At 59.2% G+C, this 26717-nt stretch carries 32 protein-coding genes; 21 read left to right on the top strand and 11 right to left on the bottom strand.

What is annotated here, in order from left to right:
• Nucleotides 1-204 precede the first annotated feature (204 nt).
• Complete coding sequence (locus ACYQ6M_RS06830) at nucleotides 205-759, top strand: RBBP9/YdeN family alpha/beta hydrolase (protein ID WP_062488384.1); 555 nt, start codon at nucleotides 205-207, stop codon at nucleotides 757-759.
• A gap of 6 nt (nucleotides 760-765) precedes the next feature.
• On the opposite strand, the gene ACYQ6M_RS06825 is transcribed toward ACYQ6M_RS06830, so the two are convergent.
• The 3 genes from ACYQ6M_RS06825 to ACYQ6M_RS06815 form a co-directional block, all read right to left on the bottom strand.
• Entirely contained in the window at nucleotides 766-981 is a 216-nt protein-coding gene (locus ACYQ6M_RS06825; protein WP_075284786.1) for a hypothetical protein, read from the bottom strand.
• A gap of 185 nt (nucleotides 982-1166) precedes the next feature.
• Nucleotides 1167-1973: an HpcH/HpaI aldolase family protein gene (locus tag ACYQ6M_RS06820; RefSeq protein WP_075284785.1), complete on the bottom strand. Its 807-nt coding sequence runs from the start codon at nucleotides 1971-1973 to the stop codon at nucleotides 1167-1169.
• 220 nt (nucleotides 1974-2193) lie between these two features.
• Nucleotides 2194-2517, bottom strand: a complete 324-nt coding sequence (locus ACYQ6M_RS06815; RefSeq protein ID WP_023000884.1) for a DUF1476 domain-containing protein — start codon at nucleotides 2515-2517, stop codon at nucleotides 2194-2196.
• 307 nt (nucleotides 2518-2824) lie between these two features.
• On the opposite strand from ACYQ6M_RS06815, the gene purC reads away from it, so the two are divergent.
• The 6 genes from purC to ACYQ6M_RS06785 all read left to right on the top strand — a co-directional run bounded on the left by purC (nucleotide 2825) and on the right by ACYQ6M_RS06785 (nucleotide 5693).
• Nucleotides 2825-3589 carry a phosphoribosylaminoimidazolesuccinocarboxamide synthase gene (purC, locus tag ACYQ6M_RS06810; protein ID WP_006932454.1) on the top strand — a complete coding sequence of 255 codons (765 nt, stop codon included), beginning with the start codon at nucleotides 2825-2827 and terminating at the stop codon, nucleotides 3587-3589.
• 121 nt (nucleotides 3590-3710) lie between these two features.
• Complete coding sequence (locus tag ACYQ6M_RS06805) at nucleotides 3711-4250, top strand: hypothetical protein (RefSeq protein WP_152506209.1); 540 nt, start codon at nucleotides 3711-3713, stop codon at nucleotides 4248-4250.
• Between the two features lie 106 nt (nucleotides 4251-4356).
• Nucleotides 4357-4599 carry a phosphoribosylformylglycinamidine synthase subunit PurS gene (gene purS / locus ACYQ6M_RS06800; RefSeq protein ID WP_031269246.1) on the top strand — a complete coding sequence of 81 codons (243 nt, stop codon included), beginning with the start codon at nucleotides 4357-4359 and terminating at the stop codon, nucleotides 4597-4599.
• Between the two features lie 28 nt (nucleotides 4600-4627).
• Complete coding sequence (locus ACYQ6M_RS06795; protein ID WP_152506208.1) at nucleotides 4628-4735, top strand: phosphoribosylformylglycinamidine synthase-associated small membrane protein; 108 nt, start codon at nucleotides 4628-4630, stop codon at nucleotides 4733-4735.
• Nucleotides 4736-4753: 18 nt separating this feature from the next.
• The gene (gene purQ / locus ACYQ6M_RS06790; protein ID WP_023000880.1) at nucleotides 4754-5419 is read left to right on the top strand and encodes a phosphoribosylformylglycinamidine synthase subunit PurQ; all 666 of its coding nucleotides are present in this window, start codon (nucleotides 4754-4756) and stop codon (nucleotides 5417-5419) included.
• 19 nt (nucleotides 5420-5438) lie between these two features.
• On the top strand, nucleotides 5439-5693 hold the full coding sequence (locus ACYQ6M_RS06785; protein WP_006932460.1) for a DUF2164 domain-containing protein: 255 nt from the start codon (nucleotides 5439-5441) through the stop codon (nucleotides 5691-5693).
• A gap of 922 nt (nucleotides 5694-6615) precedes the next feature.
• Here ACYQ6M_RS06785 and ACYQ6M_RS06780 read toward each other — a convergent pair.
• A complete protein-coding gene (locus ACYQ6M_RS06780; RefSeq protein WP_460072874.1) occupies nucleotides 6616-7416 on the bottom strand; it encodes an AraC family transcriptional regulator in 801 nt (266 codons plus the stop codon).
• Nucleotides 7417-7523: 107 nt separating this feature from the next.
• Between ACYQ6M_RS06780 and ACYQ6M_RS06775 the strand changes: the two genes are divergently transcribed.
• The gene (locus ACYQ6M_RS06775) at nucleotides 7524-8060 is read left to right on the top strand and encodes a peroxiredoxin-like family protein (RefSeq protein ID WP_460072872.1); all 537 of its coding nucleotides are present in this window, start codon (nucleotides 7524-7526) and stop codon (nucleotides 8058-8060) included.
• A 123-nt stretch (nucleotides 8061-8183) separates the two neighbouring features.
• Here ACYQ6M_RS06775 and ACYQ6M_RS06770 read toward each other — a convergent pair whose 3' ends face one another.
• Nucleotides 8184-8423 carry a DUF1127 domain-containing protein gene (locus ACYQ6M_RS06770; RefSeq protein ID WP_208992478.1) on the bottom strand — a complete coding sequence of 80 codons (240 nt, stop codon included), beginning with the start codon at nucleotides 8421-8423 and terminating at the stop codon, nucleotides 8184-8186.
• Nucleotides 8424-8525: 102 nt separating this feature from the next.
• Here ACYQ6M_RS06770 and ACYQ6M_RS06765 point away from each other — a divergent pair, with 102 nt between their 5' ends.
• The 4 genes from ACYQ6M_RS06765 to ACYQ6M_RS06750 all read left to right on the top strand — a co-directional run bounded on the left by ACYQ6M_RS06765 (nucleotide 8526) and on the right by ACYQ6M_RS06750 (nucleotide 12242).
• Nucleotides 8526-10037 (top strand): aminotransferase-like domain-containing protein, encoded by a 1512-nt coding sequence (locus tag ACYQ6M_RS06765; RefSeq protein ID WP_023000876.1) that lies wholly within the window; start codon nucleotides 8526-8528, stop codon nucleotides 10035-10037.
• A 23-nt stretch (nucleotides 10038-10060) separates the two neighbouring features.
• Entirely contained in the window at nucleotides 10061-10531 is a 471-nt protein-coding gene (locus ACYQ6M_RS06760) for a hypothetical protein (RefSeq protein ID WP_460072870.1), read from the top strand.
• 106 nt (nucleotides 10532-10637) lie between these two features.
• The gene (locus ACYQ6M_RS06755) at nucleotides 10638-11150 is read left to right on the top strand and encodes a hypothetical protein (protein WP_460072868.1); all 513 of its coding nucleotides are present in this window, start codon (nucleotides 10638-10640) and stop codon (nucleotides 11148-11150) included.
• Between the two features lie 126 nt (nucleotides 11151-11276).
• The gene (locus tag ACYQ6M_RS06750) at nucleotides 11277-12242 is read left to right on the top strand and encodes a calcium/sodium antiporter (RefSeq protein ID WP_023000873.1); all 966 of its coding nucleotides are present in this window, start codon (nucleotides 11277-11279) and stop codon (nucleotides 12240-12242) included.
• Nucleotides 12243-12339: 97 nt separating this feature from the next.
• Here ACYQ6M_RS06750 and ACYQ6M_RS06745 read toward each other — a convergent pair whose 3' ends face one another.
• The gene (locus ACYQ6M_RS06745; RefSeq protein WP_460072865.1) at nucleotides 12340-13317 is read right to left on the bottom strand and encodes a cyclase family protein; all 978 of its coding nucleotides are present in this window, start codon (nucleotides 13315-13317) and stop codon (nucleotides 12340-12342) included.
• A 534-nt stretch (nucleotides 13318-13851) separates the two neighbouring features.
• Here ACYQ6M_RS06745 and purL point away from each other — a divergent pair.
• The 3 genes from purL to grxD all read left to right on the top strand — a co-directional run bounded on the left by purL (nucleotide 13852) and on the right by grxD (nucleotide 16751).
• On the top strand, nucleotides 13852-16050 hold the full coding sequence (gene purL / locus ACYQ6M_RS06740) for a phosphoribosylformylglycinamidine synthase subunit PurL (protein ID WP_055655071.1): 2199 nt from the start codon (nucleotides 13852-13854) through the stop codon (nucleotides 16048-16050).
• Between the two features lie 42 nt (nucleotides 16051-16092).
• Nucleotides 16093-16326, top strand: coding sequence for a BolA family protein (locus ACYQ6M_RS06735; RefSeq protein ID WP_006932469.1), 234 nt, complete (start codon nucleotides 16093-16095; stop codon nucleotides 16324-16326).
• An 89-nt stretch (nucleotides 16327-16415) separates the two neighbouring features.
• Complete coding sequence (grxD, locus tag ACYQ6M_RS06730; protein ID WP_023000869.1) at nucleotides 16416-16751, top strand: Grx4 family monothiol glutaredoxin; 336 nt, start codon at nucleotides 16416-16418, stop codon at nucleotides 16749-16751.
• A gap of 246 nt (nucleotides 16752-16997) precedes the next feature.
• On the opposite strand, the gene ACYQ6M_RS06725 is transcribed toward grxD, so the two are convergent.
• Nucleotides 16998-17390, bottom strand: coding sequence for a hypothetical protein (locus ACYQ6M_RS06725; RefSeq protein WP_460072862.1), 393 nt, complete (start codon nucleotides 17388-17390; stop codon nucleotides 16998-17000).
• Between the two features lie 60 nt (nucleotides 17391-17450).
• Here ACYQ6M_RS06725 and ACYQ6M_RS06720 point away from each other — a divergent pair, with 60 nt between their 5' ends.
• Nucleotides 17451-17732, top strand: a complete 282-nt coding sequence (locus ACYQ6M_RS06720; protein ID WP_023000868.1) for a hypothetical protein — start codon at nucleotides 17451-17453, stop codon at nucleotides 17730-17732.
• 157 nt (nucleotides 17733-17889) lie between these two features.
• On the opposite strand, the gene ACYQ6M_RS06715 is transcribed toward ACYQ6M_RS06720, so the two are convergent.
• Nucleotides 17890-19470 (bottom strand): DUF427 domain-containing protein, encoded by a 1581-nt coding sequence (locus ACYQ6M_RS06715; protein WP_460072860.1) that lies wholly within the window; start codon nucleotides 19468-19470, stop codon nucleotides 17890-17892.
• Between the two features lie 205 nt (nucleotides 19471-19675).
• On the opposite strand from ACYQ6M_RS06715, the gene ACYQ6M_RS06710 reads away from it, so the two are divergent.
• The 4 genes from ACYQ6M_RS06710 to ACYQ6M_RS06695 all read left to right on the top strand — a co-directional run bounded on the left by ACYQ6M_RS06710 (nucleotide 19676) and on the right by ACYQ6M_RS06695 (nucleotide 21556).
• Nucleotides 19676-20029 carry a hypothetical protein gene (locus ACYQ6M_RS06710; protein WP_077292539.1) on the top strand — a complete coding sequence of 118 codons (354 nt, stop codon included), beginning with the start codon at nucleotides 19676-19678 and terminating at the stop codon, nucleotides 20027-20029.
• Nucleotides 20030-20147: 118 nt separating this feature from the next.
• The gene (locus ACYQ6M_RS06705; RefSeq protein ID WP_055655077.1) at nucleotides 20148-20429 is read left to right on the top strand and encodes a hypothetical protein; all 282 of its coding nucleotides are present in this window, start codon (nucleotides 20148-20150) and stop codon (nucleotides 20427-20429) included.
• Entirely contained in the window at nucleotides 20422-20886 is a 465-nt protein-coding gene (locus ACYQ6M_RS06700) for a DUF411 domain-containing protein (protein WP_055655078.1), read from the top strand. The genes ACYQ6M_RS06705 and ACYQ6M_RS06700 overlap by 8 nt, the downstream gene beginning before the upstream one ends.
• Before the next feature lie 79 nt (nucleotides 20887-20965).
• A complete protein-coding gene (locus ACYQ6M_RS06695; RefSeq protein ID WP_077292536.1) occupies nucleotides 20966-21556 on the top strand; it encodes a L,D-transpeptidase in 591 nt (196 codons plus the stop codon).
• 93 nt (nucleotides 21557-21649) lie between these two features.
• Here the strand turns inward: ACYQ6M_RS06695 and ACYQ6M_RS06690 are convergent, their stop codons facing one another.
• Nucleotides 21650-23074 carry an aldehyde dehydrogenase family protein gene (locus tag ACYQ6M_RS06690; protein WP_460072856.1) on the bottom strand — a complete coding sequence of 475 codons (1425 nt, stop codon included), beginning with the start codon at nucleotides 23072-23074 and terminating at the stop codon, nucleotides 21650-21652.
• Nucleotides 23071-24066 (bottom strand): NAD(P)-dependent oxidoreductase, encoded by a 996-nt coding sequence (locus ACYQ6M_RS06685; RefSeq protein WP_460072854.1) that lies wholly within the window; start codon nucleotides 24064-24066, stop codon nucleotides 23071-23073. Before ACYQ6M_RS06685 ends, ACYQ6M_RS06690 begins: the two co-directional genes overlap by 4 nt.
• A 114-nt stretch (nucleotides 24067-24180) precedes the next feature.
• On the opposite strand from ACYQ6M_RS06685, the gene ACYQ6M_RS06680 reads away from it, so the two are divergent.
• Nucleotides 24181-25059, top strand: a complete 879-nt coding sequence (locus ACYQ6M_RS06680; RefSeq protein WP_460072852.1) for a LysR substrate-binding domain-containing protein — start codon at nucleotides 24181-24183, stop codon at nucleotides 25057-25059.
• A gap of 631 nt (nucleotides 25060-25690) precedes the next feature.
• On the opposite strand, the gene ttcA is transcribed toward ACYQ6M_RS06680, so the two are convergent.
• The gene (gene ttcA, locus ACYQ6M_RS06675; RefSeq protein WP_460072850.1) at nucleotides 25691-26629 is read right to left on the bottom strand and encodes a tRNA 2-thiocytidine(32) synthetase TtcA; all 939 of its coding nucleotides are present in this window, start codon (nucleotides 26627-26629) and stop codon (nucleotides 25691-25693) included.
• Nucleotides 26630-26717: the final 88 nt, after the last annotated feature.

Genomic DNA, 26717 nt, shown 5'->3' with positions numbered 1-26717 from the left:
TTGGGCCGGCTCCTTTCATTTGCCTCAGCCGTCACCTCGACGGCTTTGAACGCAAACGGCGCTGAGGTCCGAAGGCCGGTAGCTTGCCGGTTCCTTTTTCCAGCCTTCAGAACATCCGGCACATTCCTTGCCGCGATTGACAAGTGCCCGGAAAAACTGCGAGACAGCGGCACATCTTCGACAGCCACGCAAAAGGTGTAGCCCGTGAAAATTTCAGACACCGATATTCTGCTTGTTCCAGGTTACGGTCAGACGCTGCCGGGCCATTGGCTGTTGCGCTGGCGCGACAAGATGCCGACAGCCCGGGTCGTGAAACAGGCAGAGCTACATCGACCGAACAAGAAGGAATGGCTGGAAACGCTGGTGAAAGCGGTTGATGCCGCCGAACGGCCCGTTGTGCTTGTCGCACACTCGCTTGGCTGCATCCTGGTTGCCCACGGTGCCCATGCGCTGAAGGACAAGATTGCCGGCGCCTATCTCGTCGCTCCTTCCGACTGGGACCGCGAGGGGCTGGTGGCGGAATTCGATGGCGGGGACTTCAAGCCCATTCCCGAACATCCGTTGCCCTTCCCCGCGCACCTTGTCGCCAGCCGGGACGACCCATATTGCGACTACGCCCGTGCCGAGCATTTCGCCAAGGTCTGGGGCACCACCTTCCAGGACGCCGGAGCCGCCGGTCACATCAACCTGGAAAGCGGCCACGGCCCCTGGCCGGAAGGCATGATGTCCTTTGCCCATTTCATGAAGAAGCTCGGCTGACGGCTGTCAGGTCCGTGCAGAGGAAGCGTCCATCAACGCTCCGAGGCGCGTGGCCACCCAATAGCTCACCGGAACGGCGATCGCGGCGCCTGTCGCCGCGCCGCCGACCAGCAGCAGAGCATTGAATGTGCCGACACCGTAGATCGATAACGGAACCAGTGCCCCAAGACCGGCAAGCGTCGGGCCGATGATGATGAACAGGATCATTGCCAGTTTCCACATGAGGATCTCCCATCGGGAAAGCGGCGGTTCTCCGTCCTGAGCCACAGCGGCAACAATGGTTGATTATGAGACATAATCAACTTTGCCGTTGAAGCTCAGAACCGTCGCGGTTTCGATATCTGAATACTTTCGCAATATCGAAACTATGACATTGACCCAGGTCAAGCTTCCGCAAGAAGAGCAAATCAATATCCGGCGGCGGGTCCTGTGCCCTGCTCCGCCAGCCAGGCCACTTCCTTGAGCGCAGCCCTGGCGGAATGATCAAGAAAGAGCGTATCGACGCCGTGTGACATCAACCGGAACCCCTGATTATAGGCTTCCTCGACCTTGTCGGCGTTGAGGCAGAATATCCCGGCAAGTTTCCCGGCCGCGAGCGCCTTTTCCGCAATCTCACCGGCAACTTCGCCGGTATGTGCCCCGTTCGGATCGAGCGAAGCGCCTTTCGACAGCGCAAGGGAAAGATCGCTCGGACCGACAAACACGCCATCAAGACTGTCGACGCTCAGGATCTCGTCCAGCGCGTCGATCGCGTCCTGGGTTTCGATCATGGCAAAGGCAAGGGTCTGTGCATTGGCGTTTTCGAGATACTGGTCCCGCGTCTGGCCGCTCAGCATGGCTGCCCGAAACGGCGACCAGCTGCGTTCGCCGATCGGCGGATATTTGACAGCCCGCGCAAAGGTTTCCGCGTCCCGAAGGGAATTGATCATCGGCGCGATGATGCAATCGGCCCCCATGTCGATCAGCCGTCCCGCAAGGGCGTTGTCACCGACGGGAATGCGGGCAATGCGGTGCGCCCCGGCAAGAGCAATGGCTGCCATCGCCTCGCACGCCGATGCAAAATCATACATGCCGTGCTGAAGATCGAGCGTAACCGCCTCGTATCCCGAGCGCGCAAACAACTCCGGAACCATGGGCGCGGACAATTGGGACCAGCCGGTAATGACGGCTTTTCCGGAACGCAACTTGTCGGCAAGAAAGGCATTATCTGACACGGGTCGTCTCCTCCGATAGAGGAGGTATCAAATCCGTCCGCCGACACAACCGCAAGCGCTGTTTTTGCAATTCTGGGAGCTTGGTTGACGCAAAGGGAGATGGGGATTTTCTTCTTCCAGGCTGGAAAAGCCCCAACTTGCCAATGATCACGCCCGTCAAAACAAAAACGCCCGCCGTTTCCGGCGGGCGTTTGAAACTGACAATCGAAGAAAGCTTCGATCAGCCTTCTTTCTGCAACTGGTCGACAGCCGTGTGCATCAGTTCGTCCATGGTGCGACGAATCTGATGATCGGACTGCTCGACCTTGTTTGCGTCGAAATCTTCGCGAAGCTTGCGGAAAACGTCTTCCTCGCCCGGCTCTTCGAAATCGGCCCGGACAACTTCCTTGGCGTATTCGTCGGCCTTCTCGCCTTCAAAGCCCAGAAGACCTGCCGCCCACAAACCCAGCAACTTGTTGCGGCGTGCGGTTGCCTTGAACCGCAGCTCCTCGTCATGCGCAAACTTGTTTTCAAACCCCTGCTCGCGCTTGTCGAATGTGCTCATACTCATCGTCTCCTGAACTGCGCTGATGCACTTCCCCCCATATGGGGCTGATTTGGTCTCTTGCATATCCCCGCAAGCCGATCAAATCAACGCAGTACGTACACTCATGCGTCAAAAGCATAACCGCCCTGCGAACTCTCCGGAAACATAAGATTGTACTTTTGCCCGGCTTCGGTTAAGTTCCGCGCCGCAAAACAGGGCCTGCTGCCTTCAAGCATCGGCCGGTTGACGACAAACGTCCCGGTGGATTTTCAGACAAGGTAAGCATGTTCCGTCAAAGGTTTCTCTAAAAGATACGGTATAGCCTATGAACCGCCGCCGGCGCATTTACGAAGGTAAGGGCAAGATCCTTTACGAAGGTCCGGAACCGGGAACCCTGGTTCAGCACTTCAAGGACGACGCGACTGCCTTCAACAACAAGAAACACGAGATTGTTGACGGCAAAGGCGTGCTCAACAACCGGATTTCCGAATATATCTTCAATCATCTGAATGCCATCGGCATCCCGACTCACTTCATTCGCCGCCTCAACATGCGCGAACAGCTGATCCGGGAAGTCGAGATCATTCCGCTGGAAGTGGTCGTGCGCAACGTCGCCGCCGGTTCCATCGCTACCCGTCTGGGCCTGGAAGAAGGCACGCAGCTGCCGCGCTCCATCATCGAGTTCTATTACAAGAACGATGAGCTCAATGACCCGATGGTCGCCGAAGAACACATCACCGCCTTTGGCTGGGCCACCCCGCAGGAACTGGACGACATGATGGCGCTTGCCATTCGCGTCAACGATTTCCTGTGCGGCCTGTTCCTGGGCGTCGGCATCCGTCTTGTCGATTTCAAGATCGAATGTGGCCGTCTGTTCGAAGGCGACATGATGCGCATCGTCGTCGCCGACGAGATTTCCCCGGACAGCTGCCGCCTGTGGGACATCGAGACCAACGACAAGATGGACAAGGACCGCTTCCGCCGCGACATGGGCGGCATGCTGGAAGCCTATCAGGAAGTTGCCAAGCGGCTGGGGATCATGATCACCAGCGAGCGTCCGGCGGGCTCCGGACCGACCCTGGTCAAGTAAGACGCGCTGCTGATGCAGTATTGACACAGGCCGGCGCAATCGCCGCTAACGGCCCTAACGTCAGTATTGCAACCAAAGGTATTGCAAACTATGACGCCCCCTTGTTCAACGAGGGGGCGTTATGTCTTTTAGATTTTCTTTCATTTTCAAAGCCGTATCGATTGCACTTCTGTGCGGCTTTCTTGCAGCCTGTCAAACCACGGGCCTGAAGCCCGGCAGCATATCCTCCAGCTTTGCACCCAAGGGTTGGACCAGCAAGCAGAACGGCAACAAGGCCGTCTATGTTTGTCTGCCATCCACCTGCAAATCGCCTGAAGTTGTCGTTGTGGGTCCGATCGAGGTCAAGGGCGACACGGAATCGGCCATCCGGCAAAACCTGATCTCTGCCGAATTGATGAATGCCGTCGGCAACATTGCGAACGTGGCCTCGAAGGGGCAGGTCCGTCTCAAAACCAATCGCCGTGTCGTCACCAAATCCTATTCCGGCTTCGACATGACTGCCAGGTACCGGACGGACAAAGGCAACGTCTATGTTGCCGCACGCATCATCATTCAAAACGACCGCGGCAGCACCGTTGCCTCCTTTGCGACATCAAGCTCCAGGGCAAAGACAAATCTCGACCGCTTCCTGAAGCAGACAACGATCAAACGCCTGCCGTAAATCGCAGGTTTTCTGCACACAGGCCTTTCGCAAATGGGGCTCCTCGTGTATGGGGAGCCCCAAAGTCATTCAACTGCAGAATCTGCAGTCTGCTGCGGGGATCCCAATCATGAAAGCACGTGTGATCGTCACCCTGAAAAACGGTGTTCTCGATCCTCAGGGAAAAGCCATCGAAGGCGCGCTCGGCGGCCTCGGCTTCGGCGACGTCGGCTCTGTTCGTCAGGGCAAGGTGTTCGATGTCGAACTGACCGGCACCGACAAGGAAGCCGCCAAGGCTGAACTGGAGCAGATGTGCGAAAAGCTGCTCGCCAACACCGTCATCGAGAACTACGCGATCGAGATCGCCTGACCGAAACTTCGACACCGGGGCACCACCGATGGATGACGATACCCGCACGGCCCTGATCTTCATGGCCACCAAAGCGGCGATATTCATCCTGGTGCCCGCAATCGCGGCCCTGGTTGCCGTACTTGTTCTGCTCTGAACCGACTGGATTGCCCACATGAAAACCGCAGTCATCGTTTTCCCCGGCTCCAACCGCGACCGTGACATGTTCCACGCCCTGGAACTGATCACCGGCACCAGGCCGCAGAGCGTCTGGCACACGGAAAGCACCCTGCCGGATGTGGATCTTGTGGTTGTTCCCGGCGGCTTTTCCTACGGCGACTATCTGCGCTCCGGTGCAATTGCCGCCCGCTCCCCGATCCTCAAGGACCTTGTTGCCAAGGCCGACAGCGGCGTCGCCGTACTCGGCGTTTGCAACGGCTTCCAGATCCTGACCGAGGCAGGCCTGCTTCCCGGCGCCCTGATGCGCAACGCCGGCCTCACCTTCGTCTGCCGCGAAGTCCTGATGGAAACGGTCAACACCGCGACGAGGTTTTCCTCGAAGTTCGAAAAAGGCCAGGTCTGGCGTTGCCCGGTTGCCCATCACGACGGCAACTACTTCGCCGACGCTGACACGCTGAAGCAGATCGAAGACAACGGCCAGGTCGTTTTCCGCTATGCGGGCGACACAAATCCGAACGGCTCCATCAACAACATTGCCGGCATCATGAATGCCAAAGGCAACGTTCTGGGCATGATGCCGCACCCGGAAAACCTGATCGAGCCGCTCAATGGCGGCCTCGACGGGCGCCTCCTGTTCGAAAGCCTGCTGGAAGCGGCCTGAAGCCATCCGGGAGGCGGACATGACGGACCTGACACTCGACAAGGACGCCAGAACCCGCCTCGCCTCCGAGATCAAGCATTATCTCGAAACAGACCTGGACATCGACATCGGCAACATGGATGCCGAATTGCTGATCGATTTCCTGACGCCATCCCTCGGGGCCAGGTTCTACAACCTCGGCCTCAAGGACGCCCAGGCGCTGCTCGCCCGCAAGGTTGACGACATCAACGACGAACTCTACGCCCTGGAAAAACCGGTTCAGGACCGCGGTTGAGCTGCACTGGGCGACGTGGCGTTGGTTCGTACCGTCCACATCGATTTCCGCTGCGCCGGGCGCACCCTACCCCCAGCCTCCTTGTCATCCCCGCGCAGGCGGGGATCCAGTAACCGGCTGCCTCGGTCACATCGCATTATCCTGCCAGCTCCCACGACTACTGGATCCCGGTCTTGGCGCTGCGCACCAAACCGGGATGACAAGCGGGGTTGGGAAAGTCGCTGTAGCCTGACCATCGATGAATGAATGCGGTCCCCACTCGCGCTCCAATCTGCCAGCGCTTCACAAACCCAAGCCGCCCTCACCTTCCTTGTCATCCCCGCGAAGGCGGGGATCCAGTAACCTGCCTCGGTCACATCGCATTATCCTGCCAGCTCCCACGACTACTGGATCCCGGTCTTGGCGCTGCGCACCAAACCGGGATGACAAGCCGGGTTGGGAATGTCGCTGTAGCCTGACCATCGAAGTGTGAACGCGGTACACTCTCGCGCTTCAATCTGCCAGCACCTCACGAACCCGAGCCGCCCTCCACCTCCCTTGTCATCCCCGCGAAGGCGGGGATCCAGTAATCGGCTGCCTCGGTCACATCGCATTATCCTGCCAGCTCCCGCGATTACTGGATCCCGGTCTTGGTGCTACGCACCAAACCGGGATGACAAGCAGGTTGGTAAAGACGCAGTTGCCTGAACATCGAAGTGTGAATGCGGTACCCTCTCGCGCTTCAATCTGCCAGCGCCTCACCAACCAAAACCGCCCTCACCTTCCTTGTCATCCCCGCGTAGGCGGGGATCCAGTAACCGGCTGCCTCGGTCACATCGCATTATCCTTCCAGCTCCCGCGACTACTGGATCCCGGTCTTGGCGCTTTGCGCCAAACCGGGATGACAAAAACGGGGGCTAGATAGGCTCAGCGAACAGACGGTTCAGGCCGCCTGGCTGCGCTTTTGTTTAGGGGAATAGCCGAACCGGCGGGAGAAGGCCCTGGAAAAGGCCGCCGGACTTGCGAAGCCGCAGAGGCTCGCGACGGCCTTGACCTGCCTGCCGGTTTCCAGCTCCGAGCGGGCAATATCCAACCGCCAGTTCGAGAGATAACCCATGGGTGTTGTCCCGACGAGCTCCTTGAACGTCACCGCGAACTGGGTGCGCGACATGCCGGCAGTTTCGGCCAGTTTTTCCAGCGTCCAGTGTTCTCCGGGCACCTCGTGGATTGCCACCAGAGCGGCTGCGATCCGCGGGTTTGCAAGACCGTTCAGGAGGCCGGTATCGGCCTTGCCTTCTTCCATGGCATGACGCAGCAGGCGGATCACCACCACTTCGCACAAACGCTGGAAGGCAGCCTGCCCACCGCACCTGGGCATGGTCGCCTCCTCGATCAGCGGCGTCACGACAGCGGTGAGATATGGATCTTCCGACATCGGCACGGAAATGCAGTCCGGCAAGGCACTGACCAGCTGCCTGCCGACACCTGATATCGTGATCCGGGCAGCGACAAGCGACGTTTCATCGGAGGCTGCTTCCATGCCGGCACGCACGGCAGATGCGTCCCGCTCCGGGCAGAAAACCAGTCTTAGCCCTCTCTCAGGACTGTCATAGACCCTCAGGTTGGCATCGCTTTCGCTCCCGTCCGCTGCCAGTGAAATGTCCACCTGCACGCGGAGCCGGTCGATGAGCGAAGACAGCCGGTCCAGCCTTCCATTAAAGGACGTGCGATATGGGACCGACATTTCCGTACTCCTGAGCATATTTTTTGAATGTTTATAGCGCTTGCGTTCACTACCTTACAGCCATCCGCAGGGAAATGTGAAGCCTTGCCTAGCCAAATGAGGAAAACATGCTCGTTCCACGCCAACCGGTACCCGGCCTCACGGTCGAAACCCTGAGCTCCGGCACCTTTGATCTGTCCAAGGATAACGCCGACTTTGCAACGCTGGTCGTGTTCTACCGCGGCCTTCATTGTCCGATCTGCGCCACTTACCTTAAGGAACTCGGCCGTCTGACCGCCGACTTAGCGGCCAAGGGCGTCAAGACGATCGCTATTTCGTCGGACGACAAGGACCGTACGGAAAAGATGGCGGAAAAGGTCGGCCATGCCGATCTGCGCTTTGGCTACGGCCTGCCGCTGAGTGTTGCGAGGGAATGGGGACTTTATGTTTCAACCAGCCGCGGCACCACCTCGATCGGCATCGAGGAGCCTGCGCTGTTTTCCGAGCCGGGCGTCTTTCTTGTCAGACCGGACGGCACGCTCTATTTCGCCTCCGTCCAGACCATGCCTTTCGTGCGTCCGCACTTCCAGGAAATGGTCGGTGCACTCGATTTCGTTCAGAAAAACGACTATCCGGCACGCGGCGAATATACCGGTGCAGTCTGACGGCAGCTTGATACGGAATTGAAAACAAGGATGCCGGACACGGGCTGCATCGTGTCCGGCATCAACAAAGACTCGCCAGGGGTAGCAGGTCCTTGTTTGGGGGGATCGCCAAAGATCTCCGCATCAATACCGGCCCTTGCGCCGGCTTTCGGTATCCCAGAAGGGGCGCATTGCCTCGGCAAGCGCAGCTTCCCGGGTCAGTCCGAGGTCCTCAAGGGCCGCGTCTGACAATTCCAGAAGTTCCAGGCGGGTCCGGCGCCTGACAAACCAATCCTTCAGATAGCTGAAAGCCGTTTTGGTAAAACCGCCGGGAATCCGGAGCCGCGATATCGGGCGCCCGGATATTGTTTCGATTGAACTCATTTGAGACATCTCCAGGGTGACAATTGCATCAATTGGGCGCATTGCTGCGCTACAATCATATGAATTGACTCCATTCGGGATGCAATATATTAAATTGTCACCATGACAAATTGGCACCCAGAGATTCCCGAGGGCCAAGGGCCCCTCTACATCCGGCTGGCAGACCGCATCGCCGAGGATATTGCCACTGGCGCGCTTGGTGCCGGTTCCAAACTGCCGCCGCAGCGCGACCTTGCGTATGATCTGGGTGTCACTGTCGGCACCATAGGACGCGCCTACGCCCTGATCCGACAGCGTGGCCTCGTCAGCGGCGAAGTCGGGCGCGGCACATTCGTGCTCGGCAGCACCTATGAACCGTCACTCGAAGAAGACACCAAACCAAACCTTGACCGGCCGACACAGCAGACCAACGGCTCCGCCGCACATGACATGTCCGCCTCTTCCTGGACCCAGGGCGCGATGCACATGCCTAAGGATGTCGCCTTTGGCGGCACCAGGGTCATGGTGCCTTCGCCGGAGGCAATCCGCTTCGACAGCACATCCGCTCCCGAGATCGGCCAGGCCGGCGTCATCGGAAGGCTGACGGCAGACATCACCCGTGATGCACCTTACGAAATTGCCAGCTATACCCGCTCCGTGCCTGAAAGCTGGCGCCAGGCCGGGCGGATCTGGCTGTCCCGTGCCGGCTGGCAGCCGCCGGAGGGCAGCATCGTGCCGACGACGGGCGCCCAGGCAGCAATCATGGCAATCATCGCGGCAACGACAGCACCTGGCGATCAGGTCGCCTTCGAGGAACTGACCTACAGCTCGATCGCCCGTGGCGCGGCTCTCTCCGGCCGCAGGCCGGTGCAGATCGCGCGGGACGACGAAGGTCCCCTGCCCGAAGATCTCGCGAGGGTCTGCGCGCAGAAACACCCGAAGCTGCTGTTCGTGATGCCGACCATGCATAATCCGACCCTCGGCATGATGGGTGAACAGCGTCGTGCGGACATTGTAACCATCGCCCGCCAGTACAATCTCTGGATTATCGAGGACGAGGTCTACGGTTCCTTGCGCGAAACCTCGCCGCCCCCGCTCGCCGCACTGGCACCGGAGCGTACCTTTCATGTCGGCTCTCTGTCCAAGTCCGTGACGGCAGGCGTACGCGGTGGCTGGGTTTCCAGCCCGCTGTCTCATGCACAGCGGATCTACACCGCCCACAAGATGTTGACCGGCGGCATATCCTTTCTCCTGTCGGAATTGTCATCCCGGCTGGTTCTGTCCGGCGCTGCCGACGAATTCCGCCAGAAAATCCTCGCGGAAGTCTCCGCCCGCTTCGAACTGGTACAGAAATATCTCGGCGCCTACGACATGTTTGCCGCCGCCGACGCGCCGTTTCTCTGGCTGAAGCTTCCCGAACCCTGGCTCTCCGGCACTTTCAAGGCGGCAGCTGCTGCCGCCAATGTGCTGATTGACGATGAAGACGAGTTCAAGACCGGCCGATCCGGCAAGGTCTATCACCGCGTTCGTATCGGCATCACCAACCCGATGACCCGGCAGGAAACCGCGAAGGGTCTGCTTATCCTGCAAAATTTGCTGGAGGACAGCGGCGCCTGTTACGACAGTTTCGAATAGCGACCCTCTGAAGGCGGAGAAACATGTCTGAAACCAGCTTGGTCTTCTTGATCCTGCCAGCCTTCGCAGTCGTCTTCGCCCTGTTCTGGTCCGTGATCGTCTTTGTCATTGCCCATACAGGCGGCTGGGTGGGACTGGCAAAAGCCTACCCGGCCAGCCAGAAACCGGAAGGCCGCACCTGGAACTGGCGCACTATTCGGTTCGGTCTCTTCGGCAACTACCGCAACAGCGTGGATGTGACCCTGTCCGATGCAGGTCTCCACATGTACCCGATCTTTGTCTTCAGGATCGGCCACAAGCCGATACTCATCCCCTGGACCGCAGTCTCGGACGCATATCGCCGCGATCTCTGGTTTGCGCCAACGCTGACACTTTCAGTTCCTGTGACGGGAAACGACAATGAAAGACGGGTGTCCTTTTACGGTGCGGAGTTCGTCGAGGCGATCGAGGACTGTCTGAGGCGCAATGGCAACGGCAACGCTCTCCGCAGGTAAGCAAACCGCCGGTTTGCCTGCCTCGCACCGTTTGATACCGGAAACACGTTTTCCTTGTCCTGCACCGGCGCTGCTGACAATGTGAACTGACTACCGGGAGGTTGTGATGACAGGGTCTGTGCCTTTGTGGGTGAAACTGGCCGGCGTGGCAGCGGCTGTCTATTGCATTGCCGTCTTCGGAACCGTCTACCGCTACAATCAGTCCATCCTGGAAAGCGCCAGCTTCGCCGAAATCACCGGCGGTGGCTTCATCTACAACTACCGCATCGCCGACATTCGGGCGGGCATAACGGTTGGCCTCGTGAAACCCCTGCCCCTTGGCACCCGGCTCATTGCCGAATTTGAAAGCCCGCAAGGTGGCAAGATCGAGGTCGAAAAGGCCGTTTCCCACGCCAAGCGGAACTACAGCTTCGAAACACCGTCCCTCAGCGATGTTGAAGCCGAACGCACCTATGCGGCAGTTCTTCATGTCATCGACGCAAAGACGGGCGAGGAAATAGAGCGCCACGAAAAGGGTCTTAAATCCAGTGTCGCGCCGAAGGCGATGCCGTCAAAACCGCTAACCATCGGCCCCGGTTATCACGTCAATCCGGATATCCAGCCGGCGCCAAAGGGCTAGACCGATAGCCGCCATGGTAAGTCCTTTTGCTATCGCGCGAAAAAAGTTTGCGCGGCACTTCTAAAGCCATTGTGCGGTGCAATCCGGCACACCATCTGCCAGCGACGTGTCCTCGGGATCTCCAAAATGACTGTCTTTGAAATTGCGCTCGGCCTGGTTCTCCTCGTGGCCGGTGGTGACGTGCTTGTGCGCGGTTCTGTCGGCCTTGCAAAGCGCTTCGGCATCTCCGAACTTCTGATCGGCCTGGTCCTTGTGGGCTTCGGCACGTCGACACCGGAACTGATGACGAGCGTGCTGGCGGCACTCAACGGATCTGCCGGCCTTGCAGTCGGCAACGTCGCCGGCTCGAACATCGCCAATATCCTGCTCATTCTGGGGCTGACAGCCGTCATCTCACCATTGCTGGTCGACCCCAAAGCGTTGCTGCGCGACGGTCCGGCCAACGCTCTGGCAGCTCTCGCTTTCACGGGCCTTGCATTGTCCGGCTTGATTGGACGGGAAGCAGGCCTGGTCCTGATACTCGCACTGGCGGTCTATCTTGTTGTCACCTACCGGATGGAAAAAGGCACGCATACGCCTTCGGCGGAGCTGCACAGGGGGGAAGTCCAGCTGGTCGCTCCCAAAGCCGGACAGCTGAACCTGCTACTCAATCTGGCAATGGCATTTGGCGGACTGGTAATGATCCTGGGCGGAGCGCACTTTCTGGTGTCCGGGGCAACCAGCCTTGCGCAGGCTGCGGGCATCAGCGACGCGGTTATCGGCGTCACCATCGTCGCGGTCGGCACGTCCCTGCCTGAGCTGGTCACCTCGGTGATCGCAGCTCTCAAGCGTCAGACAGATATTGCTCTTGGCAACATCCTTGGCTCCAACCTCTTCAATATCCTGGGCATTCTGGGCATTACCGCGGTTATCACCCCCCTCCAGGTCCCGCAGGAAATCATGAGCTTCGACATCTGGGTCTTGTTGGGGGCTACAGTGATCCTTCTGGTCTTTGCCATGACGGGCGGCCGTATCTGTCGGCGCGAGGGCGCCATCATGCTCCTGGCCTATGCCGGCTATACAGGTTACGTCCTCCACAACGCCCTCGGGTGAGCCTCCTCAAAAAAGCCAGCCCTACTGCAAAAGGAAGATCTTCTCCTGCCAGCCCAAGCCGGCGGAGGCTTTTGCTCCGCCGGGCAGAAGTAAAGCTTCAACGACTGCTTCTGATCGGGACCGCAATCGGGCGGATCGGCGAGCCGGTGGCGCCACGCAGTTTCAGCGGCGAGGTGATGAAGGCAAATTCATGGACCGCGTCCCTTGCCAGGTCTTCCAGCCACAAGAGCTCGATAAACGACACACCCTTCTGCGCCAGCAGATAGGAATGAACAGGTGCGAAATTGTCCGGGTTGGTGGACGGGAAACTTTCCAGACCCAGGTTATCCGCGCCCAGCACCATCGCCTTTTGCTCCTCGGCCAGCCACCTTGCGGCATCAAGGCCAAGCCCTGACTGGCTGAACAGCGCCAGTTTAGACCTGTCCGGCCAATGCTGCATCTGGCCGGTACGAATGAGCACCACATCACCTTCCTGCAAGCTGGTTCCCTGCGCATCCAGCGCGGTTTTCAGATCATCCACCGTAATGGCGTAGGACGCCGGCAGCACATCCACCCCCTTGGCCTTCGCAACGTCGATCAGCACGCCGCGCGCAATAATGGGTGGATACTTGTCCGCACCCGATTTCGCCCACCCGCGCGCGCCCTGCGCCTCGTCGGCGCTAACGTTGTTCCAGATTTTCCCGTGAAGCCCGAAGTGGCTGAGCGTGTCGATATGGGTTCCCGTGTGGGTATTCATCGAAATCGCTTCGCTGGAATGCGAAAGGAGCTCCTTGCTGCCATCCCCGCGCGCCGGCGCATGAAGCATCATCATCTGGTAGGTCGGATCTCCGAAGGCGGCACTGCAACAATCCGGCATGCCGACAAAGAGATCCACACCGAGATCATAAATCTTGCCGGCATCGATGCGCTGCAAGATCTCCAACCGGGAGGCATCGCTCATCATGTTGAGCGTGCCGATCTCGTCTACCGGTCCCCATGGACTTTCACCCACCTGATCGACTTCCGCGAAAACCGGTGAACCGGCAAGGGTCGCGGCCATGAGTGTGGCGGCAAAAAGCTTTCGGGTCTGATTCATCAAGTCTTGCACCAGTGGAATTCCTTCCTCTCAAAACCCCGTGCATGCAGGAACGACCGGCAAGGCGATTCCGTTCGCGGAGGATTGCTCCTCCACGTTTCAGCAGGACGGATTGCCTGACAGGGTTTTCGGTTTTCAGAACAGGCGCATTCGAACGCGCCCAGCACGATTAGGACACTTGCCCTAAAATCGAATTAGGACAATCGTCCAAATCTGTCAAGACTGCAACCAAATGCACTGAAACACCCGCATTGCAGCCATCTCCGCTTTGCCGGTGAGACTTTTACGAACCGTATTTTCCCTTGATACCGGGCTTGAATTCGAACTTGCGCTGGTTGGAATGCACTGCGCTGTCAGGTGGAAGAACGTCTGCAAGGCCAATCGCATCGCCCGCGATCAAATTTGTCGAATTTCTTTGCACCGCAAGGCTCCCAAATTGGGGGACAATCTGCTAAACGGCGGCATCATCGTCTGCCCGTGCCGTCGCGGCCCCACCCATTGGCCAGAAACACTGGCCAAAAACAGTGAAACGTCATGATCCCGAACGACATCAAGATCACGCCCGACCTGATTGCTTCCCACGGTCTGAAGCCGGATGAATATGAGCGCATCCTGGAACTGATCGGCCGCGAGCCGACCTTCACCGAGCTGGGCATCTTTTCAGCCATGTGGAACGAGCACTGCTCGTACAAATCCTCCAAGAAATGGCTGAAGACCCTGCCGACCGAAGGTCCGCGCGTGCTACAGGGCCCGGGTGAAAACGCGGGTGTGGTCGATATCGGCGATGGTCAGGCCGTGGTCTTCAAGATGGAGAGCCACAACCACCCGTCCTACATCGAGCCTTACCAGGGCGCTGCGACCGGTGTCGGCGGCATCCTGCGTGACGTCTTCACCATGGGCGCGCGACCGGTTGCGGCCATGAATGCCCTGCGCTTCGGCGAACCCGATCATCCGCGCACCCGTCACCTCGTTTCCGGCGTCGTTTCCGGTGTTGGCGGCTACGGCAACTCCTTCGGCGTTCCGACAGTTGGCGGCGAAGTCGAGTTCCACGCCCGCTACAACGGCAATTGTCTGGTCAACGCCTTTGCGGCAGGCCTTGCAAAATCGGATGCGATCTTCCTGGCCAAGGCCGAAGGCGTCGGCCTGCCGGTCGTCTATCTCGGCGCCAAGACCGGCCGTGACGGTGTCGGCGGCGCGACCATGGCTTCGGCGGAGTTCGACGATACGATCGAAGAAAAGCGCCCCACCGTTCAGGTTGGCGATCCCTTCACCGAAAAATGCCTGCTGGAAGCCTGCCTTGAGCTCATGGAAACCGGCGCGGTCATCGCCATCCAGGACATGGGTGCGGCCGGTCTTACCTGTTCTGCCGTCGAGATGGGCGCCAGCGGCGACCTCGGCATCGAGCTGGACCTCGACAAGGTTCCGGTGCGCGAAGAACAGATGAGCGCCTACGAAATGATGCTTTCGGAAAGCCAGGAGCGCATGCTCATGGTTCTGCGTCCGGAAAAGGAACACGAAGCCGAAGCCATCTTCAAGAAATGGGGCCTCGACTTCGCCATCGTCGGCAAGACCACCGACACGCTGCGCTTCATCGTCAAGCACCAGGGCGAAGTCGTCGCCGATCTGCCGATCAAGGAACTCGGTGACGAAGCTCCCGAATATGACCGTCCCTGGGTCGAGCCGAAAAAGCGCCCCGTTCTGTCCGCGTCCGAAATCGAGGAACCGGCAGACTATGCCGAAGCTCTCAAGACCCTGGTCGGCAACGCCAACGGCTCGTCCCGCCGCTGGGTCTATGAACAATACGACACGCTGATCCAGGGCAATTCGGCCGCGACGCCGGGCGGTGATGCCGGTGTCATCCGCGTGGAAGGCACCCGCAAGGGCCTGTCCTTCTCCGTTGACGTGACACCGCGCTATTGCGAGGCGGACCCGTTTGAAGGCGGCAAGCAGGCCGTTGCCGAAGTGTGGCGCAACCTGACCGCCGTCGGCTCCGAACCGCTGGCTGCAACCGACAACCTGAATTTCGGCAACCCGGAAAAGCCTGAAATCATGGGCCAGTTCGTCGGCTGCATCAAAGGCATCGGCGAAGCCTGCCGGGAACTCGAGTTCCCGATCGTTTCCGGCAACGTGTCGCTGTACAACGAGACCCATGGCGAAGCAATCCTGCCGACCCCGGCCATTGGCGGTGTCGGACTGCTTCCGGACGTCACGGTGCGCGCAGGTGCGGCCTTCGTAAACGAAGGTGACGCAATCCTGCTCATCGGTGGCAAGGGCACCCATCTGGGCGCATCCCAGTATCTCGCGGATATTCTGGGTCGTGAGGAAGGCGCTCCGCCGCCGGTCGACCTGGCGGCAGAAAAGCGCCGTGGCACGCTGGTTCGCCAGCTCATCGGCGCGGCTCGTCTGACGGCTGTACACGATATTTCTTCCGGCGGCCTGGGTGTCGCTCTCGCCGAGATGGCGATGTCCAGCGGCATCGGCGCAACGGTCAAGATCGATGGGCCGGCCCATGCCGCGCTCTTCGGTGAAGACCAGGGACGCTACGTCGTCACAGTTTCCCAGGACAAGGTGGAAGCCGTTCTGGAGGACATTCTGGACGGCGGTATCGACGTTCAACAAATCGGCACCACCGGTGGCACGGATTTGACTGTTGAGGGCATTCTCACCATATCCGTTGCAAACTTGAAAAAAGCGCACGAAGATTGGTTCCCGAATTACATGGCAACGGCATAAGCCGTTTGACCTTCAGGAACTTAACAACAGGACGGACGCACGATGCCGATGAACGCAAATGAGATCGAGACCCTGATCAAGGCGGCTTTGCCCGATGCTCAGGTCGAGATCCGGGATTTGGCTGGAGACGGCGATCACTACGCAGCGAATGTTGTCTCGGAATCCTTCCGCGGCAAGAGTCGCGTGCAGCAGCATCAACTGGTTTACGAGGCACTGAAAGGCAACATGGGCGGCGCTTTGCACGCCCTCGCCCTTCAGACCAAGGCACCGGATTGAGTTGACACATTGCCGCGCAGGCAGCGCGAGCACTTGAATCTGCCGCCGGATCTCGCCAGATAGGCGGCAAAGAGACAAAGGACGGACCCATGAGCATCCAGGACTGGATCAAGAACGAAGTCGACACCAACGACGTTGTGCTTTTCATGAAAGGCACGCCGAACTTCCCGCAGTGCGGTTTTTCCGGTCAGGTCGTACAGATCCTTGACTATGTTGGCGCTCCTTACAAAGGCATCAACGTTCTGGAAGACGACGATCTGCGCCAGGGCATCAAGGAATTCACCAACTGGCCGACCATTCCGCAGCTTTACGTGAAGGGTGAATTCGTCGGCGGCTGTGACATCATCCGCGAAATGTTCCAGAACCAGGAACTGCAGGGCCTTCTCACCGAAAAAGGTATCGAGACCACTCAGCAGACTGCCTGAGCCGGCTGCAAGTTCCGATCGAGGCTTTCAAGGGGCGGTTCTACCGCCCCTTTTTCGTGTCTCAGGGTGCTGCAATGGTAGTAATCCGGAAATGGAGAGCCGGGTTGCAGTATGAACCGACCGGGATCCCTGACCGCAGGTGGCTCTCCGATCCCGGCTCGCGCTTCGCTTGTCCGGGATGACGATTGTGAGGGAGAGAGCCGGGCGACGGTTCAAGATGCGCTTTTTGGCGTGTTGAGTTGCGCCTCACCTTCCCGTCATTCCGGACAAGTGAGGCAACGCCGAACGCCGATCCGGAATCCTGACATATTTCGCGCCGGGGGCGCGGCCTTCTATTGAAATAAAGAGTTCGCTTTGCTCACGATGACATCTGGTTTCCGGATCGGCGCGCAGCTTCGCTACACTTGTCCGGAATGACGGGTGCCATAAGGCACTCCGGAACCATTCGCCGGGTAAATCAGAATGATGCCAATTGGGCTCAAACCCCGTCAAAACCACTTGGACTTGCACTTTATCCAATGTTAACCGGAATCGTTTGCGGTCGAATGCAGGCACCATCTCGGCAAAAATTGCCGAATCACCTAAGCTGAACGCAAGGTGAATGCGGATTTCAGGGTGAGTACAGGTGCGTTCCGCCATTCTCCGACCATATCGCAGGGCTCCATCAAACAACGGAGCCGGGAAATGGGACCGGGGACAATGAACAAGATTGCAGTTGCTGCCACCTCCACTTTCGTTCTGGCACTTGTCGGAGCCGGCATCGTCATGTCTGGTGGCGTAAAGACCGATGGCGAACTGCGCCGCGTCGACTGCCAGGCGCTCACCATGTTTACTCCAGCCAAAGCCAAGAGTGCCGAAGAACTTTGCGCCAACTACGGCGGTGTTGCACTGAAGGATGCCGAGCCCAGCAAGGAAGGCCTCGTAATCCTTGTCCGCAACCAGCCGATGGGCGGATTTGACGGAGAACACACCGTCCGCTGAATTCAGGCGCGCTTCAGGCTAAGCGTTCGCTCGCTGAGCGCTGGGCAGATGGTGACAGGCATCCCCCAAAACGGGGCCGCATCCCGAATAGATCTGTGAAACAAGAGCGGAAAACGACTTTGCAAGTTGGCCGACTTGAAGAAATCAGGTCTCTTGCTCAGTCATCCCGCGTCGTGACCGCATGCGCTGCCACAGGCCCGGCGACATTGTGCAGGTCGACCGATCCGAGCGTGATCGAAGGCAGCCCTGCTTCCAGAGCCACTTCCGCCGTCGCAACGATCTCCTGCCCGATAACCTTGCCGTAATCCCCAAGTCGTGCCGCGATGTTGGCTGCATGGCCGATCACCGTGAAATCAAGCCGCTCCCTTGACCCGACATTGCCGTAGGTGACCTCACCAAAGGCGATGCCGATGGCACAGTGCATGGAGATGCCCTGTGTGTCCGGGTCTGGCACCTTCAGACGGCGAACGATCTCCTCGGCACTGGCAACTGCTTGCCGGCAGGCCTCTTCCAGGCCGACGCCCGCAGGGAAAATCGCCAGCACTGCATCGCCAATGAACTTCAGGACCTCGCCTTCATGCGCGTTGACGATATCGGTCGTCACCTCGAAGAACCGGTTGAGTTCACCGACATAGGCTTGCCGGCCAAGCTCCGTTTCGAGCCTGGTGGAATGCCTGAGGTCGCAGAACAGGATCGCCGCGTCGATGACATCACCGTCCCCACGCCGGATATCGCCGCCCAGAACCCGCGCGCCCGTCCGCTTGCCCAGATAGGTTTCCAGAAGGGATGTCGCGTTCGATGTCAGAGCAAATACCTCGAAAAGCCGGCTGATAAGGGCCGAACATTCGAACACCAGTCCGAGGTTTGCCGTGGTGAAACCGGCAGGATGATCCGAAGCGAGGGTCATCACATTGATCCGCCCGTCGGAAAAAGGCAGCGGCATGGCGACGTAGTCGGTAACGCCCTGCTGCCTGAGGTCTTCCATGATCGGGAAATTGAACTCGTCGGGGTTCGAATCGATCTTTTGCCGAATGCCTCCCAAACCGTCGGCCACATGCTGAAGCGGGCTCAGGCGAAAGGCCGGGCTCTCCAGTGTCTCGTAGGACGGAGCAAAGCTCTGCACGGTATCGTCATCGCGCGTCCACACATAATGACGGCCGGCAATCATCGGGTGCAGTGACCAGATCAGGATGCTGATTCGGCAGACGGCTATCCCGTCCTCCACCAGTTTCCGGCCAAGGGCGGCTGTAAGTTCTTCCGGCGTTTTCGCAGCCCAGGCTTCGCGCAGCAGCCAATCGACTGTCGGCCCCGTGATGTTCCCGACAGGCAACGGATCAATCGGGGCGCCCTGAAAATCGACCCGGCTCGCCACACCCGGCATGAAGGCCACAAGTCCATCAACCGCCTTACCTTCCGGCAACGCATTGAGATAACTCCAGGCGCCGTTCTCCAGCGTTTCATTGCCGACCCGGACGTGGCTGTAACTAGCCGTTCCCTTGAATGGGCAGAAGGTTCTGCGCTCCGGAGCGGGTTCGAGGTCTGCCAGAACGTCGTCGCGCGGGAAATAGATCGCAGGTGCAAGCCGGGTTTCATACATCACCCGCGCCTTTGAAGACCGCGCCAGCAACTGGTCCCCCCGCCAGGCCGTCACTTCGCCGGCAAGCGGTTCCACAAGGATCCCGTAGTCGTTCGAGGTTTGCTGCGCGTGCACGGTCATGAAAAAAGAGATATGGAACACATGGCGAGCTGTCCAGTGCACATGCATGCGCCCCCTCTGCTCACACCTGTGTGGCGCGCCCCAGTCGCCGACACTTGCACAAAACGCATAGGTGGTACCCGGGGCAGACTTCGTGGCAAGCCACGGTTTGACCTCAATTCGCGATTACGCGCTTGTGAGCAGCCAAGGTATGGAAATTGAGACCCCTGTCGGGTACTGAGATTGAATGCGCAACGTCTTGATCACATTGTTGATCTGCTTTTTTGCCGGGGTCACAACCGCCGCAGCCTACACGCATGTTCCAAAGAGCATTCGCGCTCTGGAACGCTCGATGGCGGTGGAAACGGACCTGGCCGCAAAGACGGTGCAATTTACCGCGCATCATGCCCAATGTTGCCAACCGGACAGCCAGACCGGAAAAACCACCAAACCCTTCGGGTGCGGCCCGGATTGCCTGTCTCATTTCTCCGTTGTGGCACTGCAATTCCAATCCGCGGTGACCGGGCCGGAAACCACGTCACCTCCCGTCCTGACGGACGCTCTGCCGTACGCGGAAGATCAACCTCCCATTAAAGGCTGACAATCCAACGGAACACAAAGTTCCGGCTTAGCCAACACTATTGGAAGGTTGAACGACATCTTGCCGGGGCACAATTGACCGGCATGAGAACAGTTCGCCTGAAAGACAGGAAAAAATCATGAGTCTTCAGGAAAACGGTACACAGGCATCCTATGCCGCGCCTGCATTTCGAATTCGGAAAAATCTGAACAGGAACAATCTCTTCATGTTCGGCTGCTGCCTGCTGATGGCGGTGGTGACTGGTCTGCTGATCGTTTCCGCACCGACCGGACTGACGGCTGGTGAAGCGTTGCTGCTGGCCGTGCCGATGTTCGGCTGCGTCGCCATGCATGTGATTCTGCATCGTGTCATGGGCAAGCCGTGCCATGCGCACGCACGAAAGGAGGCCGACCATGTCTAGAAGACCTTTCGCTTTTGCACTTGCCGGTGGGTTCCTGGCCTTGTCCTCGGTCGCCTGGGCTGCGGAAGACAACACCATCACGGTCTACAAGTCACCCTGGTGCGGTTGTTGCGAGCTGTGGACCGAGGCCGTCGAGGCTGCCGGCTACAAGGTCGCCGTTCACGATATGGAAGACCTGAGCTCCATCAAGGCGCAGGCAGGCATTCCGGATGACATGCAGGCCTGCCACACGGCGGTGACCGGCGGTGACCGGAAATACATCATCGAAGGACACGTGCCGCTGGAAGCGGTTGAAAAAATGCTGTCGGAGCGTCCGGACATTCGCGGTATCGCGGTTCCGGGCATGCCCCAGGGGTCGCTCGGCATGGGCGACGACCCGACGGCGCAATACACGGTTTACACCCTCGGCCAGAATCCGGCCGATCCTCCCGTCCCTTATCTAGAAACAGGCCAGTAGCCTTCAAATGACGAACCTTACAAGAAGATCATTTCTTGCCGGGTCGGCGAGCCTTACAGGGCTCGCCGTCAGCGGCTGTATGACGACCGCTCCCCAGCAGCCACTTGCCCCCTGGCAGGATCCGTCCGTCCTTGCGATGTACCGTGCGATGCCGGAAGAGCAGTTTCCGATCCCTGCTCCGGATTTGAAGAAGGTACCGGAACGCTACTATCGCAAACAGGTCGATTATCAGACCAGCGAGAAGGTCGGTACGCTGGTCGTCGATACCAGCAACTACTACCTCTACCTCGTCCAGGAAAACGGCAAGGCGATGCGCTACGGTGTCGGCCTTGGTCGTGCCGGGTTCGAATGGTCTGGCCGTGCGCGGATCGCCCGCAAGGCTGCCTGGCCCAAATGGACACCGCCGGAAGAGATGATCCAGCGGCAGCCGGAACTGGAAAAATGGAGCTGGCGTAACGGCGGCATGCCCCCGGGCATCGAAAACCCGCTGGGTGCAAGAGCACTCTACATCTTCCAGGGCAACAAGGATACGCTCTACCGCATCCACGGCACGGGCGAATACTGGACCATCGGTTCTGCCGTTTCCAGTGGCTGTGTCCGCCTGATCAACCAGGACGTCATCGATCTTTACAGCCGGGTTGCTGACGGATCCCAGATCGTCGTTTTGTAAGGTTCAAGACACGCTTGCGGAAAAGGGGCCGGCCAGCCGGTCCCTTCGCCATCTCCAGCCATCAGCAATGGCTGGTGCGTCCTCTGCCTGGTATCAGCCTGTAATGGCTTTCAGTTCCAGAAAGTCTTCCAGGCCGAATTCGCCATATTCGCGGCCATTGCCGGACTGCTTGTACCCGCCGAACGGCACATCCCAGTCCGGGCTGTTGCCGTTGATATAGACGCTGCCCGCACGCAGTTTGCGGGCTACGCGCTTCGCTCGTTCCGGATCGCCGGTCTGGATATAGGCGGCAAGGCCGTAAGGCGTATCGTTGGCAATCGCGACAGCCTCCTCTTCCGTGTCGAACGGGATCATCACCAGCACGGGCCCGAAGATCTCGTTACGGGCAATCGACATCTGGTTGGTGACATCGGCAAACACTGTCGGCTGAACGAAATACCCTGTCTCGAACCCCTTCGGTTTGCCCGGACCTCCGGCAACAAGGCGGGCACCGTCTGCCAGACCGCGCTCGATATGACCCTGGATCTTTTCGTATTGCAGGTCACTGATCACCGGCCCGATGTGATCTCCCTCCTCCGCCGGATCCCCGACCTTGGTTTCCGCCGCAATCTTTCCGGCGAGCGCAATAGCCTCGTCATAGACGCTTCGCTCCACGAGCAGACGGGTCGGTGCATCGCAGGACTGACCGGTGTTGGAAAAGCAGCCCGACAGCGACGTGCGCAGGGCCGTTTCCAGGTCCGCATCCGCAAAGAGCAGGTTGGCCGACTTGCCGCCGAGCTCCAGAGCAACACGTTTGACGGTCGGTGCAGCATTCTGACTGACCGCGACGCCGGCACGGGTCGAACCGGTAAAGGACATCATGTCGATATCCGGATGCGAGGACATTGCAGATCCGACGCCCGGTCCATCGCCATTTACCAGATTGAAAACACCAGCCGGGCAGCCGGCCTCATCCAGGATCTCGGCGAAGAGAAGCCCGGAGAGAGGCGCAATTTCACTTGGCTTCAGCACCATGGTGCAACCAGCAGCAAGCGCGGGCGCGACCTTTGCCGCAATCTGGTTGATCGGCCAGTTCCAGGGTGTGATCAAGCCACAAACGCCAATCGGCTCGTGCCGCAGCACGCTGCCGCCACGCGGGCTCGGACGTTCGAACACATGATGCTTCAGAGCTTCCAGCGTCGCTTCCAGGTGGCCGGATCCGGCAGGCGTCTGGCTGCCGCGCGCAAAGCTGCGCGGCGCCCCCATTTCAAGCCGGATCGCTTCGTCCATTTCCTCCGACCGGCGTTGGTAGATCACGATGACACGCTCAAGAAGCGCGGCACGTTCCTCGACACTTGTCTCAGACCAATCGGCAAATGCGGCCTTGGCTGCAGCAACCGCCTTGTCCACATCGGCGGCTCTGCCCAGGGAGATCACGGCAACCGGCTTTTCCGTTGCCGGGTTGATCACCTCGAGCGTTTTTGCCTCGACCGGATCGACCCAGGATCCACCGATATAGAACTGCCGCTTTTCAATCATCCGCCTGCTACTTCCCGTCTGTTCAGTTTCATGTCGTCGCCACTTCTTGGCATAACCTCATATCCGGCTTCTTCCGGCTCCTCGTCAACCATCTCGTCCGGAAAACCCGGTGCCCGGATATCAAGACCGGTTGCATCTTCAAGGCGTTTGATGATGTTGGGCGACAATTCCCGCGGACCATAGCGGTTGATCCCGTCAGCAAAAATCCGGTTGAGAAGCGGCGACACTTCCAGCGGAACCTGATGATCGTCTGCGATTTTCTGGAACAGGCCGATGTCCTTGGCAACTAGATCCATGGTGAAAGAGATGTCGCGCGAGCCGTTGAGGATGACCTGGCTCTCCGTTTCATGGACGAACGAGTTACCTGAGGAAATCCGGATTGCCTCGTAAGCCGTGCCAAGATCCATTCCGGCTGCCTTGCAGGTGGTCAGCGCTTCGACCAAAGACACCAGATTGGCCGTTGCCAGATAGTTGGTGACGACTTTCAGAACAGATGCCGAGCCGATCTCGCCGGTGTGCAGCACGCGCCGCCCCAGAACGGTCAGGAGCGGCAGCATGCGCTCGAAGGTTTCCCGCGGACACCCGGCAAAGATCGAGATATTTCCGGTAGCAGCCCTGTGGCAGCCGCCCGAAACCGGGCATTCGATCGCCTCCGCCCCTCTGGCGACAACAAGCCGTGCCAGACGGCGCACTTCGCCGGCGTCCGTTGTCGACATTTCCGCCCAGATCCTGCCCGGGCCAATACCTTCCAGAATACCGTCCGGACCTTCCACGACCGCAGCACAGGCTGCCGGACTGGGCAGGCAGGTGATGACGACATCGCAGCTTTCTGCAAGCTCCTTCGGGCTTTCACCGCGTAGGGCTCCCCTGGCCGCAAAGCTTTCCATAAGCAGCGGATTGAGGTCCAGCACCATGACGTCAAGACCGTTGCGCAGCAGGCTGCCGGCCAGTTTGCCGCCGACATTGCCCAATCCGATGAAACCGACCCGCATGAGAAGCGCCTTTCGTGAAACAGGGTTTGATGCCCTCAATTTGCGCCTCGCCTATGAAATAGAGAAATGATATTAATTCAGCCAATTACCAAACTATTTTTATGAATGAAGAGAATGTCGGCACTCCCCAATCTCGTATGGCTGAGAAGCTTCGAAGCCGTCAGCCGGCTGGGCGGCTTCACCGCAGCGGGCGCGGAACTCGGCCTCACCCAGGCCGCTGTCAGCACGCACATCAGCGCACTGGAAAGCCAGCTCGGCCATCAGCTTTTCGAACGCACGACGCGAAAGCTGGAGCTTACCGCCAGCGGCCGGGCTTATCTGCCGTCGGTACGCAAGGCCTTGCAGGACCTTGCCGTATCCACGGACAGGCTCTTCGGCAACCGAACGGCCGGCTCCGTAACCATTCGGGCGCCGATTTCCGAAACTGTTCTCATCATCGCCCCTGCCCTGGCGGAGTTCCAGAAGACCCATCCTGAACTGGACATCCGGCTCTTGTCGGCAATCTGGGCCGACACAGCCCTTGAGACCGGCACCGACATCGAGATCCGCCTCGGCACAGGCAATTGGCCAGGTGCGCATGCAGAACCGCTGGGACCGGAAAAGATCGTGCCGGTGTGTCATCCAGCGCTGGCCGAAAGATTGAAGGAACCGGCGGATCTGATGGATCTTCCACGCATTCACATTCTCGGCTTCGACGATCACTGGCCACGTTTTTTCGAAGCTCAGTCCCTCACGCAGCCATCCGGACACTCGGGCGTCACCGTCGACACCTCCCTCGCGGCGGTTGAACTGGCGGCTGCCGGCGGCGGTGTCGCCCTGCTGCTGGGCAAGGTTGCAGCCCGGCTGGTGGGAAGCGGACGGCTGACGACCCCTCTGGACCCGGGGCTGCCTTCCATGCGCACCCATTACCTGCTGAACCGCGACAATTCCTCACCGCGAAAACCGGCGGTTCAACGGGTGGAAAGCTGGCTGCGTGACCTGTTTGCAGCATAGGCCGGTAGCTATTCCGGTCAGGTCAAGCGCTCACCTGCGCGCTGGAAGTGGGCAAGAGGCTCATATCGATTTCAATAGATGCACGTCTCCGCGTTCACAGGCCTCACCCCAGCGAAAACCCGATAAGATATTGAAATACATTTCTTCTTAGAAGTCCAATCGCAGGGCATACTGGATCCCGGTCTTGTCGCTCGTGCGACAAACCGGGATGACAAGCCAAGGACGCGTGACAATGACGGGCAGGTTGACCTGCGAGATCATCCCTGTCCGTGCCACACCCTCGTCATGCCATGGCTCGACCATGGCATCCATGCCAATGCAAAACGACACGGCAACGCCTATCGATTTGGAAAGGCCAGGGAATGGATTGCCGGATCAAGTCCGGCAATGACGAATGGACTGAGGACGAATGGACTGTGTCAGAGCGCTTTCCCGATGCCTCTCCCCAAGCCACGTCGTGCCATGGCTCGACCATGGCATCCATGTCGATACACCACGACACGGCAACACCTATCCATTTGAAAAGGTCAGGGAGTGGATTGCAGGGTCAAGTCCGGCAATGACGGGGAGCGCGGGGATATGGAATGGGGCTATCTGAACGCTGTTGTTACCGCGGATACGCCTCAGAAGGTCACTCCGCTGCGAACAGCTTTGCCGTCATCGCCAGGCTTGCGCCACAGGGTTCTTCTGCTTCGCCGCTCACCTCTACCCCGCCCTCGGCAGGGCGCAGGTTGACGAAGTCGTAGAGCGAGCGGTCGAGGAGATGTGACGGCCGGGTGTGGCCGAGGGCGCGGGCCATGACGCCAAGGCGGCCGGGTGTTGCCTTTTCCCAGCCCTGCAGCATGCGTTTGACTTCCTCGCGCTGCAGGCCGTCCTGCGAGCCACAGAGATTGCAGGGAATGATCGGGAACTGCATGCCGTTGGCAAAGCGTGCGATGTCGCTTTCAGCAGAATAGGCAAGCGGGCGGAGCACCAGAAGATCGCCCTCGTCATTGATCAGCTTGGGCGGCATGGAGGCCAGACGGCCACCGTGGAAGAGGTTCATGAAGAACGTCTCCAGAATATCTTCCCGGTGATGGCCGAGCACGATGGCCTCGCAGCCCTGCTCCCGTGCGATCCTATAAAGAATTCCGCGGCGCAGGCGCGAACACAGCGAACAATAGGTGCGGTGCTCGGGGATCTTGTCGGTGACAATGGAATAGGTGTCTTCGCGCACGATGATGTGCTCGATACCGTTGTCCTCGAAGAATTTCGGCAGGATGTCCGCCGGAAAGCCGGGCTGCGCCTGATCCAGATTGCAGGCGACCAGGTCAACCGGCAGCAGCCCCCGCCATTTCAGTTCGATCAGCACCGCCAGCAGCGTGTAACTGTCCTTGCCACCCGACAGGCAGACCAGCCACTTCGGCCGCTTTTCCTGGGAAGCCCCTTCCGGCAGCATCCCGAAGTCGGCAATCGCCTCACGTGCCTGACGCAAAAGGCGCTTTCTCAGCTTCTTGAACTCGACGCTCGCAGGTGCATTGCGAAGCAACGCGGGTACGTCGATGTCGGTACTGTCGGCAATATCGTTCATTTGAGAAGCTCGGCGGCTTGTTGGGTTCGCTGTCTTTGCGCTGACATAGCGGATCAAGGCTGCCGGGAAAAGGGAAAAGCCGTGCGTA

This window comes from Roseibium sp. ROS1, assembly GCF_054658215.1.
The sequence above is the reverse complement of the archived record's forward strand: the minus strand, read 5'-3'. Positions and strand labels throughout refer to the sequence as shown.